14 protein-coding genes are annotated in these 13,663 nt (G+C 72.8%); 10 read left to right on the forward strand and 4 right to left on the reverse strand.

The window, feature by feature from the left end:
- The first annotated feature begins 171 nt into the window (after positions 1-171).
- From alr to tsaE, 3 genes are all read left to right on the forward strand, one after another.
- Positions 172-1,587, forward strand: coding sequence for an alanine racemase (alr, locus tag ACTWP8_RS17195; protein ID WP_443323009.1), 1,416 nt, complete (start codon positions 172-174; stop codon positions 1,585-1,587).
- Positions 1,588-1,744: 157 nt separating this feature from the next.
- Complete coding sequence (locus tag ACTWP8_RS17200; protein WP_443323010.1) at positions 1,745-2,989, forward strand: alpha/beta fold hydrolase; 1,245 nt, start codon at positions 1,745-1,747, stop codon at positions 2,987-2,989.
- Positions 2,990-3,204: 215 nt separating this feature from the next.
- The gene (tsaE, locus tag ACTWP8_RS17205; RefSeq protein ID WP_443323011.1) at positions 3,205-3,747 is read left to right on the forward strand and encodes a tRNA (adenosine(37)-N6)-threonylcarbamoyltransferase complex ATPase subunit type 1 TsaE; all 543 of its coding nucleotides are present in this window, start codon (positions 3,205-3,207) and stop codon (positions 3,745-3,747) included.
- A gap of 222 nt (positions 3,748-3,969) precedes the next feature.
- Here tsaE and ACTWP8_RS17210 read toward each other — a convergent pair whose 3' ends face one another.
- Both ACTWP8_RS17210 and ACTWP8_RS17215 read right to left on the reverse strand, forming a co-directional pair.
- Complete coding sequence (locus tag ACTWP8_RS17210) at positions 3,970-4,098, reverse strand: hypothetical protein (protein ID WP_443323012.1); 129 nt, start codon at positions 4,096-4,098, stop codon at positions 3,970-3,972.
- A gap of 159 nt (positions 4,099-4,257) precedes the next feature.
- Entirely contained in the window at positions 4,258-4,836 is a 579-nt protein-coding gene (locus ACTWP8_RS17215; RefSeq protein WP_443323013.1) for a L,D-transpeptidase, read from the reverse strand.
- A 274-nt stretch (positions 4,837-5,110) separates the two neighbouring features.
- Here ACTWP8_RS17215 and tsaB point away from each other — a divergent pair, with 274 nt between their 5' ends.
- From tsaB to ACTWP8_RS17235, 4 genes are read left to right on the forward strand one after another with little or no spacing between them, the layout of a single operon-like run.
- Positions 5,111-5,779 (forward strand): tRNA (adenosine(37)-N6)-threonylcarbamoyltransferase complex dimerization subunit type 1 TsaB, encoded by a 669-nt coding sequence (tsaB, locus tag ACTWP8_RS17220; RefSeq protein WP_443323014.1) that lies wholly within the window; start codon positions 5,111-5,113, stop codon positions 5,777-5,779.
- Positions 5,780-5,805: 26 nt separating this feature from the next.
- Positions 5,806-6,387: a ribosomal protein S18-alanine N-acetyltransferase gene (gene rimI / locus ACTWP8_RS17225; RefSeq protein WP_443323094.1), complete on the forward strand. Its 582-nt coding sequence runs from the start codon at positions 5,806-5,808 to the stop codon at positions 6,385-6,387.
- Positions 6,380-7,480 (forward strand): tRNA (adenosine(37)-N6)-threonylcarbamoyltransferase complex transferase subunit TsaD, encoded by a 1,101-nt coding sequence (gene tsaD / locus ACTWP8_RS17230; RefSeq protein ID WP_443323015.1) that lies wholly within the window; start codon positions 6,380-6,382, stop codon positions 7,478-7,480. Before rimI ends, tsaD begins: the two co-directional genes overlap by 8 nt.
- Positions 7,477-7,734, forward strand: a complete 258-nt coding sequence (locus ACTWP8_RS17235; RefSeq protein ID WP_443323016.1) for a hypothetical protein — start codon at positions 7,477-7,479, stop codon at positions 7,732-7,734. Before tsaD ends, ACTWP8_RS17235 begins: the two co-directional genes overlap by 4 nt.
- Positions 7,735-7,778: 44 nt before the next feature.
- Here ACTWP8_RS17235 and ACTWP8_RS17240 read toward each other — a convergent pair whose 3' ends face one another.
- Positions 7,779-9,074: a THUMP-like domain-containing protein gene (locus ACTWP8_RS17240; protein ID WP_443323017.1), complete on the reverse strand. Its 1,296-nt coding sequence runs from the start codon at positions 9,072-9,074 to the stop codon at positions 7,779-7,781.
- 179 nt (positions 9,075-9,253) lie between these two features.
- Here ACTWP8_RS17240 and ACTWP8_RS17245 point away from each other — a divergent pair, with 179 nt between their 5' ends.
- From ACTWP8_RS17245 to groL, 3 genes are all read left to right on the forward strand, one after another.
- Positions 9,254-10,417 carry a polysaccharide deacetylase family protein gene (locus ACTWP8_RS17245; protein ID WP_443323018.1) on the forward strand — a complete coding sequence of 388 codons (1,164 nt, stop codon included), beginning with the start codon at positions 9,254-9,256 and terminating at the stop codon, positions 10,415-10,417.
- A 321-nt stretch (positions 10,418-10,738) separates the two neighbouring features.
- On the forward strand, positions 10,739-11,047 hold the full coding sequence (gene groES, locus ACTWP8_RS17250; RefSeq protein WP_360853671.1) for a co-chaperone GroES: 309 nt from the start codon (positions 10,739-10,741) through the stop codon (positions 11,045-11,047).
- A gap of 131 nt (positions 11,048-11,178) precedes the next feature.
- Positions 11,179-12,801, forward strand: coding sequence for a chaperonin GroEL (gene groL, locus ACTWP8_RS17255; protein WP_443323019.1), 1,623 nt, complete (start codon positions 11,179-11,181; stop codon positions 12,799-12,801).
- 115 nt (positions 12,802-12,916) lie between these two features.
- Here the strand turns inward: groL and ACTWP8_RS17260 are convergent, their stop codons facing one another.
- On the reverse strand, positions 12,917-13,615 hold the full coding sequence (locus ACTWP8_RS17260; RefSeq protein ID WP_443323020.1) for an ester cyclase: 699 nt from the start codon (positions 13,613-13,615) through the stop codon (positions 12,917-12,919).
- Positions 13,616-13,663: the final 48 nt, after the last annotated feature.

Genomic DNA, 13,663 nt, shown 5'->3' on the forward strand with positions numbered 1-13,663 from the left:
CCGGTCAGGGCGGCTGCCCACCCGCCCTGCCCAAGTACGAGGTTCCAGCGCCTTGTTGCGGCCTCGCCGCACGCGTCGCCGCCCCGGCTCGTGAGGCCCCGATGGACCGGTCGGCCCTCGGCCGCCCCACATCGGTACGGCTCCGACACCCCTGGTGAGAGACTGTCCCCGATGACTGCACACTCCGGCGGCGTCCACTCCAGGCCCCCCGCCAACCCGATACGCGCCCGCGCCGTGGTCGACCTGGCCGCCGTACGCGCCAACGTCCGTGCGCTGCGCGCCCGCGCGCCCCGCGCGGAGCTGATGGCCGTGGTCAAGTCGGATGCGTACGGCCACGGCGTCCTGCCCTGCGCCCGCGCCGCCCGCCAGGCCGGAGCGAGCTGGCTCGGCACCGCCACCCCGGAGGAGGCGCTCGCGCTGCGCGCGGCGGGCGACACGGGCCGGGTGCTGTGCTGGCTGTGGACGCCGGGCGGGCCCTGGCGCGAGGCGATCGAGGCGGACATCGACGTGTCGGTGAGCGGGATGTGGGCGCTGCGCGAGGTCGCCGCCGCGGCCCGCGAGGTCCGCGAAGCCCGTACGAGCGACGGTACGAGCGACCGTGCGGGCGACGGTACGAGCGCTCGCACGAGCGACGGTACGAGCGCTCGCACGAGCAGCGCCCCTGCGAGCGGCCCCCGGCCCCGGACTCCCCAGCCTCAGAGCCCCCGGCCCCAGGCCCCAGGCCCCCGTACCCCCCGGGCCCGCGTCCAGCTCAAGATCGACTCCGGCCTCGGGCGCAACGGCTGCCAGCCGGACGGCTGGCTGGAGCTGGTCGACGCCGCACGCGCCGCCGAGGCCGAGGGCCTGCTCGAGGTGACCGGCGTCTGGTCGCACTTCGCGTGCGCCGACGAGCCGGGCCACCCCTCGATCGCGGCCCAGCTGCGCGTCTTCCGCGACGCCCTCGCGGCGGCCGAGCGCGCCGGACTGCGGCCCGAGGTCCGCCACATCGCCAACTCGCCCGCCACGCTGACCATTCCCGAGGCCCACTTCGACCTCGTACGGACCGGAATCGCCCTCTACGGCATCTCCCCGAGCCCGGAGGTCGGCACCCCGTCCGACTTCGGTCTCCGCCCGGTGATGACGCTCTCCGCGGACATCGCCCTGGTCAAGCGGGTCCCGGCCGGGCACGGCGTGAGCTACGGCCACCGCTACGTCACCCCGGGCGAGACGACCCTGGCGCTCATCCCGGTCGGCTACGCGGACGGGATCCCCCGGCACGCGTCGGGCTCCGGCCCGGTGCTCGTCGGCGGGAAGTGGCGGACGGTCGCGGGCCGGGTCGCCATGGACCAGTTCGTGGTCGACCTCGGCGGCGACACGGCGGAAGTGGGCGATGAGGCGGTGCTGTTCGGCCCGGGCGACCGGGGGGAGCCGACCGCGGAGGACTGGGCACGCGCGGCGGGCACCATCGCGTACGAGATCGTGACCAGGATCGGGACGCGGGTGCCGCGCGTCTACGTCAACGAGGACGCGGTCGAGAGCGTGGTCGAGGGCGAAGCCGACGAAGTCGCGGACGAGGGCGAGTGCGCGGGACACGAACCGGGCACGTGAGCAACGGCACGGCAACAACCCTCGGCCGGAAGGCCCCGGTTACGGCACGGTAGTTCTCGACACGGCGCGACACGAGGCCGTGGAGCCCGGCGCCATGCGCAGACGCCGCAGGGTACGGGGGGAACCGGCACGGCATCCACGAGGAGCGGGCACGATCATGGGCGAGAGCACCGCTGGGAACCCGGCGGGCACGGGGGTGGGCGCGGCTGCGGCGAGCGTGGCTGCGGACGCCGTGGCAGCGGCGGCAGCCGGCGGCTGGCGCCGCGCAGGTGTGGTCGCGGGCGCCGCGATCGGTGTGGTCGCGGCGGGCGCCGCCGTGGGCGTGGCGATGGAACGGCTGACCGTCGGCCGCGGCATGCGCGAGAAGGCACGGATCGCACTGGACACGGCGAGCCCGTACGGCCAGCTGCGCGGCACCCCGGGCCGGGCGGTGTCCGACGACGGCACCGAGCTGTACTACGAGATCGACGAGGTCGAACCGGACCGGGAGGCTCCGCGCAGGCGCCGCCTCTTCGGCCGCCGCAGGCCCGCCCCCGTGACCGTGGTCTTCTGCCACGGTTACTGCCTCAACCAGGACTCCTGGCACTTCCAGCGGTCCGCGCTGCGCGGCACGGTCCGCACCGTCCACTGGGACCAGCGCAGCCACGGCCAGTCCGCGCGCGGCCTGGCGCAGGCCGAAGGGACGCCCGTCAGCATCGACCAGCTCGGCCGCGACCTGAAGGCGGTACTGGACGCGGCGGTGCCGGAGGGGCCCGTGGCGCTGGTAGGGCACTCCATGGGCGGCATGACGGTCATGGCGCTGGCCGCCCATTACCCGGACTACATAAGGGAGCGGGTCGTCGGCGTGGCCCTCGTCGGCACGTCGTCGGGGAAGCTCGGCGAGGTGAACTACGGCCTGCCGGTGGCCGGGGTCAACGCGGTACGGCGCTTCCTGCCCGGCGTGCTGAAGGCGCTCGGCTCGCAGGTGGATCTGGTCGAGAAGGGGCGGCGGGCGACGGCGGATCTCTTCGCCGGGCTGATCAAGCGCTACTCGTTCAGCTCGCGCGACGTCGACCCGGCGGTCGCGCGGTTCGCGGAGCGGATGATCGAGTCGACGCCGATCGACGTGGTCGCGGAGTTCTACCCCGCCTTCCAGGAGCACGACAAGGCGGACGCGCTGGCGGCCTTCAGGGACCTGCCCGTCCTGGTGCTGGCCGGTACCGAGGATCTGGTGACCCCCAGCTCGCACAGCGAGGCCATCGCGGAGCTGCTGCCGGACGCGGAGCTGGCGCTCGTACCGGACGCGGGCCACCTGGTGATGCTGGAGTACCCGGAGACGGTGACGGACCGGCTGGCGGATCTGCTGGCGCGGGCGGGGGCGGCGGACACCGCGGGACGGGTCCAGCGGTGCGCCCGGGGCTGAGGCTGACGGCTCAGCCCAGTTCCGCTTTCGCCCGTACCATCGGCGCATGTGACTCCTCCCCTCCCGAGGAGGGGGCTTCTCACTCGGCCGCTGTGGCGACCTCATGACGGCCAAGCCCTGACCGGCGCCTGATGGCGCGATACTGACGGTAGCGAACCGGTGGCGTTCCTCACGCTGGAGCCGGTGATTCCGTGATTCCCTACGAGAGAAAACGCATGGACGCCACATACGCCGCGCAGACCGCAGTCACCGCACAGCCCGCCTCCGATACCTCGGCTCAGCTCACCATCTCGGGACCCGAGCAGATGCAGGCGCTCGGGCGGCAGCTGGCGAAACTGCTGCGCCCCGGCGACCTCGTGCTGCTCACCGGGCCGCTGGGCGCCGGGAAGACGACCCTGGCGCGCGGGCTGGGGGAGGGCCTGGGCGTACGCGGTGCGGTCACGTCGCCGACCTTCGTCATCGCGCGCGTGCACCCGTCGCTGACCGGTGGCCCCGCGCTTGTGCACGTGGACGCCTACCGGCTGGGCGGCGGGCTCGACGAGATGGAGGACCTCGATCTGGATGTGTCGCTGCCGGAGTCGGTGGTGATCGTCGAGTGGGGCGAGGGGAAGGTCGAGGAGCTGTCCGAGGACCGGCTGCATGTCGTCATCGGGCGGGCCGAGGGCGACGAGACCGTGGAGAACGACGTGCGCGAGGTGACGGTCACCGGCGTCGGCCCGCGCTGGGCGGAGGCGGACCTGTCCCCGCTGGCGGGCTGAGCACGCCGCCTGCGCCCGGCCGCTCTTGCACATTGCCTTCGTGTGTACGTTCCGACAAGACGTCGGCAAGATGTTGCGCGGTCGGTGCCGGGCGTGGTCACATGGGGACAGTGACCTGGTTAGGTCTACCTAACCTCGTACGCCCCGAGCCCGCAGGGAGGCACCCATGCCGCGCCATGAGCCCGTTGCTGATGCGCTGACGCAGGGGCGCCCGAGCGATGATCAAGCGCTGGCGGAACCCGGGGCCCGGCAGTCCGCCGCCGCGAGCCCGAGCCCGAACCCGAGCAGGAGCCCGAAGCCTTCGATGAGCCAGCTGCTGGCGTCCTGCGCCGCGGCCACCGCCGTGTCCACGCCACCGGAGGCTCCCCCGGACTCCGTCGGGGGGACCTCCAGCGCGCCGGATCCCGCGGCGGCCCCGGAGGGTGAGGAGCGGCGCGACGCCGCGTAGCCCGTCCGGGTGATATCCCCTGACTCCGTACGGCCTGGGGATCGAGCGAGGAATGACGGGCCTCAGGCCACCACAACGATCTTGGTGCCGATGGCGGCGAAGGTCCACAGCGCCTTTCCGTCCGCGCGCTTCGCCCGGATGCCGCCGGTCTTCTGCCCGGCGCCCGGGTCCGGCATGGAGCCGTCGACGGCGGCGCTGAAGCCGACCACCACGCCGTCGACGGCCGTGAACCGTACGACGTGCTCCACCGGCACCCCGTCCGAGCCGGCGATCCGGGCCGAGCGGGACGTGACCGCGTACTGCCCGGGGGCCGGGCTGACCGAGCTCGGCACGACCGCGTAGGTCCTGATCACCTTGTCGTCCTCGCCCACCAGCCAGACCCGCCGCTCGCCCAGCGCGTAGACGATGCGTACGCCGCTGCCGGAGGCCGCGGGCACGGGGTGCGCCTGCTGCTTCTTGCCCTGCTGTCCCGCCGGCTCCCCCGACCGGTCGGCGGAGCCGGAGGAGGCCGAGGAGTCGCGGCGGGCCGTCGAGAGGTCGTCGGGCGCGGTGACGGACGCCTGGTAGGCGAGGAAGCCGACCACGGCGAGGGCCGCGGCCGTCATCCCCGCCACGATCGTCCCCGAGTTGCTCCGTGCCACGCCGTCCGCCTCTCGCCCCGCTCCCGCCCTGCGCCTTCGCGCCCGAAGGTAGCACCGCGCGAACGCGCCGTTGACGCGGAGCGCCCGTGTGCCCGGGCCCCTGTCCCACGTTTTCAGGCGCCCGGCCCGCGGCACTGTCGCCCCGCGACCCGAGTCACCTGCCGCGGCACCGGTCCGGCGGCCCCCCGGCCCCGCCCGCCCCGCCTCAGTCCAGCGCTTCAGGTCCCACGCAGGGCCGGGACGGGGGACGGCGGACGCGCCGTAGTCTGTACGTGTGCTGCTGCTCGCTCTCGACACCGCCACCCCCGCCGTCACCGTCGCCCTCCATGACGGAGACGGTGTCGTCGCCGAATCCCACCAGGTGGACGCGCGGCGCCACGGCGAGTTGCTGCTGCCCGCCGTCGACCGGGTGCTCCGCGAGGGCGGGGTGAAGCTCGGCGCCGTCACCGGGTTCGTCGTCGGCGTCGGCCCCGGCCCGTACACCGGGCTGCGCGTAGGACTCGCGACCGCCGCCGCCTTCGGGGCCGCGACCGGCGCCCCCGTCCACGGCCTGTGCACCCTGGACGGCATCGCGTACGCCGCGGGACAGGCCGGTCTCGAAGGGCCCTTCACCGTCGCCACCGACGCCCGGCGCAAAGAGGTCTACTGGGCGCGCTACGCCGACCCGCACACCCGCGTCTCCGGCCCCGCCGTCGACCGGCCCGCCGACATCGCCGCGGAGGTCGCCGGGTTCCCGTCGGTCGGCGCGGGCGCGCTGCTCTACCGCGAGGTCTTCAAGGATGTGCCCGACGGCATGCCCGAGCTCCAGTCCGCGGGCGCGCTCGCGGCGCTCGCGGCCGAGAAGCTCGCCACGGGCGGGGAGTTGCTGCCGCCCCTGCCGCTCTACCTGCGCCGCCCGGACGCGCAGGTTCCGGCGAACTACAAGGTGGTCACGCCGCGGTGACGAACGGGACTGTCACGCTGCGCGAGATGCGGTGGTGGGACATCGAGCCCGTGCTGGAGCTGGAGCGCGAGCTGTTCCCCGACGACGCCTGGTCGCGGGGCCTGTTCTGGTCCGAGCTCGCCCACGCGCGCGGACCCCACGCCACCCGCCGCTACATCGTCGCCGAGACCGGCGCGGGCGGGGGCCCCGCCGCGAGCGGCGAGATCGTCGGCTACGGCGGGCTCGCCGCCGTCGACCGCACCGGCGACATCCAGACCATCGCAGCGGCCCGCGAGTACTGGGGTACGGGCCTGGGCGCGCGCCTCCTCGGCGACCTCCTCGCGGGAGCCGGCGACTTCGACTGCCGCGAGGTGCTGCTCGAGGTGCGGATCGACAACACCCGCGCCCAGCGGCTCTACGAGCGCTTCGGCTTCGAGCCGATCGGCCTGCGCCCGAACTACTACCAGCCGGGGAACGTGGACGCCGTGGTGATGCGCCGCGCGGAACCCTTCGCGGACGAAGCCCCGGAAGGCCGGACCCTCAACGGTTCCGCCAACGGTTCCGCCAACGACTCGGCCAACGACTCGGCTAACGACTCCGCAGAACAGGGAATGACCAACGATGGCTGACGAGCCGCTTGTCCTCGGTATCGAGACCTCATGCGACGAGACCGGTGTCGGCATCGTCCGCGGCCACACCCTCCTCGCCGACGCCGTCGCGTCGAGCGTGGACGAGCACGCCCGCTTCGGCGGCGTCGTCCCCGAAGTCGCCAGCCGCGCGCACCTGGAGGCGATGGTCCCGACGATCCAGCGCGCGCTCAAGGACGCCGGGGTGGCGGCGAGCGACCTCGACGGGATCGCGGTCACGGCCGGTCCCGGGCTCTCCGGCGCGCTGCTCGTCGGCGTCTCGGCGGCCAAGGCGTACGCGTACGCGCTCGGCAAGCCGCTCTACGGCGTCAACCACCTCGCCTCGCACATCTGCGTCGACCAGCTCGAACACGGCGCCCTGCCCGAGCCGACGATGGCGCTTCTGGTCTCCGGCGGCCACTCCTCCCTCCTCCTGTCCTCCGACATCACCGCGGATGTACGGCCGCTCGGCTCGACCATCGACGACGCGGCGGGCGAGGCGTTCGACAAGGTCGCCCGGGTACTGGGCCTCGGCTTCCCCGGCGGCCCGGTCATCGACCGCTACGCGCGCGAGGGCGACGCGGACGCCATCCCCTTCCCCCGCGGCCTCACCGGCCCCCGGGACCCGCTCTACGACTTCTCCTTCTCCGGCCTCAAGACCGCCGTCGCCCGCTGGATCGAGGCCAAGCGCAACGCGGGCGAGGACGTGCCGGTCGCGGACGTCTCGGCGTCCTTCCAGGAGGCCGTCGTGGACGTGCTGACCCGCAAGGCCGTACGGGCGTGCAAGGACAACGGCGTCGGGCACCTGATGATCGGCGGTGGCGTCGCCGCCAACTCGCGGCTGCGCGCGATGGCCGAGCGGCGCTGCGAGGACGCGGGTCTCGTGCTGCGCGTGCCGCGGCCGAAGCTGTGCACGGACAACGGCGCGATGGTCGCGGCGCTCGGCGCGGAGATGGTGACCCGCGGCCGGGCGGCTTCGGCCTGGGACCTCTCCGCGGACTCCTCGCTCCCGGTGACCCACCCCCACGTACCCGCCCCCGGCGACCACAGCCACGACCACGTGCACGAGTTGAGCAAGGACAATCTCTTCTCATGACCGTCGCGCTGATGTGGGAGGCGAGAGCGGCCGAGGGCCGGGGTCCGGAACTCCTGAAGTGGGCGCGGGAACAGGACCTCGTACCGTCGCCGCTGCGCCGCGAGACCTTCGCGGCGCCCGGCGACCGCGTCCTGGTCATCACCTGGTGGGACGCCCCCTATGAGGCCGATCTGCCCGAACTCCCGGAGCCGGGGGGCGACTTGGCGCGCCGACCGGTGCACCGCTGGCGCTTCGAGTCCGTCGACGTGGCCTAGGGCGGTTCGGCGGAGGGCTTCCGCCCGCAGCCGTGATGGGACCCTCAGCCGACGCTAGTTGGGGCCCCAGGGGGAGAAGCCCTCCGCCGGTGCCCCAGCAGCATGGAGGGCTCGCCCGCCACACGTGTGAGGAAGACCGTCGCCGCGTTCGGGCCGTGCGGCTTGAGCCTCCTGCGGAGTTCCTCGGGCTCGACGGCCGAGCCGCGCTTCTTCACCGTCAGCGTCCCCACCTCGCGCTCGCGCAGCAGCGCCTTCAGCGCCTTGAGGTTGAAGTGCAGCACGTCCGTGATCTCGTACGCGGACGCATACGGCGTCGGGTGCAGCTCGTCCGACGTCACGTACGCGATGGTCGGGTCGATCAGGTGGCCGCCGAGCTGCGCGGCCACGTCCGCCACCAGGTGGGCGCGGATGACCGCGCCGTCCGGCTCGTAGAGGAAGCGGCCGACCGGGCCCGCGGCGGGGGCGGGCAGGCCGGAGCCTATGAGGGAGTGCGGGCCCGGCAGCAGCGTGGCGCGGCGCCCGCCCGCCACGCCGGTGCCGAACCAGAGGACGGCCTCCTTCACGTCGCCGCCGTCCGAGATCCACTCGGCCTCCGCGTCGTCCGGCACCGCCTCGTGCGGCACCCCGGGCGCGATCTTCAGCGCCGCGTACGGGGTCTTGCGCGCCGCCTCCACCGCCCACGACAGCGGCGGCGAATACGCCTCCGGATCGAAGATCCGCTCGCCCGTCGCCCGACCACCACCCCGGCCGGAGGCTCCCCCAGACTCCGTCCGGGTGGACCCCCACCGCGCCGCCCCTCTGGATGCGCCGCGCCTGGCGGGATCGGCGAACACCGCGTCGTACGCGCCCGGTTCGGTCTCCGTCACATCCGCGCAGCGCACCTCGACGAGGTCCGCGAGCCCGAGCGCCTCGGCGTTGGCCCGGGCGACCGCGCAGGTCAGCGGAGAGCGGTCGACGGCGACCACCGCCACGCCCGCCCGGGCGAGCGCGATCGCGTCGCCTCCGATCCCGCAGCACAGGTCCGCCACGCGCCGTACGCCCAGCGCGGCGAGGCGGCCCGCGCGGTACGAGGCGACGGACGTACGGGTCGCCTGCTCGACGCCGTCCGGGGTGAAGAACATGACGGCCGCGTCGTCGGCCCCGAACTTCGCCGCCGCCCGCTGCCGCAGCCGGGCCTGTCCGAGGGCGGCGGTGACCAGCTCGGCCGGGTGCTCGCGGCGCAGCCGGGTGGCGGTCGCGAGCTCCTGCGCGGGGTCGTAGTCGCGCAGGTCGGCGAGGAGCGCCCGGCCCTCGTCGGTCAACAGGGCGGCGAAGGCGTCGAGGTCGTTCACCCGGTCCATTGTGCCGGTCGCTCCTCCTCCGGCGTGTGGGCCAAGCGGTGGAGCGGCGTGGCGCGACGGCGGTGTCGGGGCCGCGTACGCCGGTGGCCCTGGCAGGATGCGACGCCATGCAGCTTGTACGACAAAACGAAAAAACTGCTCAAATCTGGCGATGGGGTACGAGTGTCCGCGGCGCCGCCGTGCTGATCCTCATCGGCGTGGTCGGAGGCGCCTGCGGCCAGCCACCCGACCGTGCGCCGAAGGACAGATCGAGTCCGGGATCCGAGCAGCGGCATGCCGACGCCCTGGGGACGGTGCGCGCCCCGGACGCGACGTACGCCCTGGAGGGCACGGCGAGCGGGGCCGGGCGCATCGGCGGGGTGCGTGCGCCGGCGCGGGACTCGGTGCCCGGCATGGCGGCGGGCGCGCCGCACAGGCCCGGAAAGGCGCCCGGCGGGGCGTCCGGTTCAGGGCCCGGCGCGTCGGCGGCCACGCCGGGCAAGCGGCCGTCCGGGCAGGCTGCGGACGCCCGGCGCGCCGGGGGCGGGCCCGCGGGTGCCCAGGGCGCGGCCGGCAGCGGCGCGGCCGCCTCCCGGCTGCGGTCCGGGACCACCCGCGCGCTGGACATCTACTCGAGCGAGCTGGTGAGGGCCGAGGCCGTCAGAATCGCCCTGGCCCGGAAGTGGGGCCTGCACCGCCTGCCGCTCTTTCCGCCGCCCCCGCCCGCCGCCAAGCTGCACCTGACCACGCCCCGCGGGCTCGCGCGCGGCTCCGGCCTGCCGCCCGTGATCGCCCGGGTCCCCACCCGCGACCGCGTCGTCTTCCTGACGATCGACGACGGCGCCCACAAGGACCGGCGGCTGATCCGCATGCTGAGCGAGCTCGGTGTGCCGGCCAGCGCCTTCCTCAGCGACTACGTCGTACGCGACGACTACGACTACTTCCGCGGGCTGCAGGCCCTCGGTGTGGCGATCAACAACCACACCATCAGCCACCGCGATCTGCGCTCGCTCTCGTACGCGGGCCAGCGCAAGGAGATCTGCCGTCAGCAGGAGACCATCCAGCGCGAGTTCGGCATCCGGCCGCGGATCTTCCGCCCGCCCTACGGGAGCTACGACCGCGACACGCTGCGCGCCGCCAGGTCCTGCGGCATCACCGTGGTCCCGCTGTGGAGCGAGGAGGCGTTCCCCGGCCGGATCGAGTTCGGCGACGGCGACCGCAGGTTCCGGCCGGGCGACATCATCCTCACCCACTTCCGCGGACGCGGTGAGTGGGGCGGCACCATGCCGGACGTCATCCGCCGCGTGGTCCGTACGGCCACCGCCCAGGGCTTCGCGCTGGCCCGCCTCGAGGACTACGTCTGACCGCGCGGAGGAGGGTGCTCTCCTGGCCCCAGCCCCCAGCCGCGACGTAAGGCCCGGGCCCGTGCAGGAGGCTGCCGCGGGCCGGCCTCGCGTTGTGGTCCCCCGCCTTTCGCCGGGGAGGCGGACGCGCGGCGCGCCGGGAGCTCGTTGGCACTCTAGTTGACTGAGTGCTAACGCCGTCATAGTCTCGGCTTGGCACTCTCCACCAGGGAGTGCCAGACACTCAGCGACGGGCAGATCCGGCACCCGCGACGACGGATCTACCAGGTCGCCACCTCAGACAGTCAACCCCGTGAGATCTCCGAAGGGGGAGGTCGGATCGTGACGACCGCCAGCACCAAGGTTGCCATCAAGCCGCTCGAGGACCGCATTGTGGTCCAGCCGCTCGACGCCGAGCAGACCACGGCCTCTGGCCTGGTTATCCCGGACACTGCCAAGGAGAAGCCCCAGGAGGGCGTCGTCCTGGCCGTGGGCCCGGGCCGCTTCGAGGAGGGCAACCGCATCCCGCTCGACGTCAAGGTCGGCGATGTCGTGCTCTACAGCAAGTACGGCGGCACCGAGGTGAAGTACAGCGGCGAGGAGTACCTCGTCCTCTCGGCTCGCGACGTCCTCGCGATCGTCGAGAAGTAATTCACCCACGTTTGTGATCTGCGCCCCGGCTCCCGTGTCTCAACAACCGGGCGTCCGGGGCGCAGTTCGTACGAGCGATGGCGGCCGCTCCAGGGGCGGCCGAGGATCGCAATGAGAGGACATACGCAACCATGGCGAAGATCCTGAAGTTCGACGAGGACGCCCGTCGCGCCCTCGAGCGTGGCGTCAACAAGCTTGCCGACACCGTGAAGGTGACGATCGGCCCCAAGGGCCGCAACGTCGTCATCGACAAGAAGTTCGGCGCCCCGACCATCACCAACGACGGCGTGACCATCGCCCGCGAGATCGAGGTCGAGGACCCGTACGAGAACCTCGGCGCCCAGCTCGTCAAGGAGGTGGCGACCAAGACCAACGACATCGCGGGTGACGGCACCACCACCGCGACCGTCCTGGCCCAGGCGCTGGTCCGCGAGGGTCTGCGCAACGTCGCCGCGGGCGCCTCTCCGGCCGCTCTCAAGAAGGGCATCGACGCCGCCGTCAAGGCCGTCTGCGACGACCTGCTCGCCACCGCCCGCCCGATCGACGAGAAGTCCGACATCGCCGCCGTGGCCGGGCTGTCCGCCCAGGACAAGCAGGTCGGCGAGCTGATCGCCGAGGCGATGGACAAGGTCGGCAAGGACGGTGTCATCACCGTCGAGGAGTCCAACACCTTCGGTCTCGAGCTCGACTTCACCGAGGGCATGGCCTTCGACAAGGGCTACCTGTCGCCGTACTTCGTGACGGACCAGGAGCGGATGGAAGCGGTCCTCGACGACCCGTACATCCTGATCCACCAGGGCAAGATCGCGGCGATCGCCGACCTGCTGCCGCTGCTGGAGAAGATCATCCAGGCCGGTGGTTCCAAGCCGCTGCTGATCATCGCCGAGGACGTCGAGGGCGAGGCGCTGTCCACGCTGGTCGTCAACAAGATCCGCGGTACCTTCAACGCCGTCGCCGTCAAGGCCCCGGGCTTCGGCGACCGCCGCAAGGCGATGCTCGGCGACATGGCCACCCTCACCGGCGGCACCGTCGTCGCCGAGGAGGTCGGCCTCAAGCTCGACCAGGTCGGCCTGGACGTGCTGGGCTCCGCCCGCCGCGTGACCGTCACCAAGGACGACACCACGATCGTCGACGGTGCCGGCAAGGCCGAGGACGTGCAGGGCCGGATCGCCCAGATCAAGGCCGAGATCGAGGCCACCGACTCCGACTGGGACTGCGAGAAGCTTCAGGAGCGCCTCGCGAAGCTGGCCGGCGGTGTCTGCGTGATCAAGGTCGGCGCCGCGACCGAGGTCGAGCTCAAGGAGAAGAAGCACCGCCTGGAGGACGCCATCTCCGCGACCCGCGCCGCGGTCGAGGAGGGGATCGTCTCCGGTGGCGGCTCCGCGCTCGTCCACGCCGCGAAGGTGCTCGAGGGCAGCCTCGGCAAGGAGGGCGACGAGGCGACCGGTGTCGCCGTCGTGCGCCGCGCCGTCGTCGAGCCGCTGCGCTGGATCGCGGAGAACGCGGGCCTCGAGGGCTACGTGATCACCTCCAAGGTCGCCGAGCTGGAGAAGGGCCACGGCTTCAACGCCGCGACCGGCGAGTACGGCGACCTGGTGAAGGCCGGCGTCATCGACCCGGTCAAGGTCACCCGCTCCGCGCTGGAGAACGCCGCCTCCATCGCCTCCCTGCTGCTCACCACCGAGACGCTGGTGGTGGAGAAGAAGGAAGAGGAGGAGCCGGCGGCCGGTCACGGTCACGGCCACGCGCACTGACCGCGTACCTGCGACGAGAGCCCGCCGCTCAGCGGCGGGCTCTCGTGCGTCTGTTGCGCGTGCCTTTGTTGCGCGTGTGCGTCTGTTCGCGTCTGCGCCTGTGCTTTCTGGCGCGTCAGGCTACGGCCGCGCCGAGCTGCCGCATCAGGCCCAGCATGTCGTGGTACCACCAGCCTTCCTGGATCTTGCCGTCACGGAACCGGAAGATCGTGGTCCCGGTCATCGTGCACTCCTTGCCGGTGGGCGCGATGCCCAGGAAGTCGCCGCGGTGCCTGCCGGTCCAGGTCCACCGAGTCACGACCCTGTCGCCCTCGGCGACCTGGTCGTCGAGCGCGAAGCGGAAGTCGAAGGCGCCGCGCCAGCGCGCGACGTCCTGCCGGAGGACGTCGGAGCCGACCGTGGACTCCTCGGCCTTCCCGATGTCGTGGTCGCGGTAGTCGGGGGCGAACAGCTCGCCGATCAGGTCGAGCTTGCCTTCGCCGGCGATCTCCTCGAAGAAGCGGCGGGCCGTCGCCGCGTTGAGCGGCTCGTCCCGCACCACGTCGAGATCGATGAAGGTGGGCATCTCGTCACAGAGTGCCACCATCTCCTGGAACGTCCGGTCCGTCTCCGGCAGGTTGGAGTTCTTCATCGCCTCCTCGTACGAGGGGAACTCGATGATCTCGACCAGGTGGTTGGCGTCCGTGTGGTCGCGGCCGACGATCGAGTGGGTGGCGGTCCTCTTGCCCTGCGTCTGCTCGACCCAGGTGTCCATGAGACGGTTCATGTCGTCGAGCTTGCTGGTCTTGCAGTCGATGATCTGCACGAATGTCATGGCGCCTCCCGCGGTGAGTCCGACTCGTCCATTTTAGTGACGAATGCC

It is taken from the genome of Streptomyces sp. 7N604 (genome assembly GCF_052245475.1).
Taxonomy (GTDB): Bacteria; Actinomycetota; Actinomycetes; order Streptomycetales; family Streptomycetaceae; genus Streptomyces.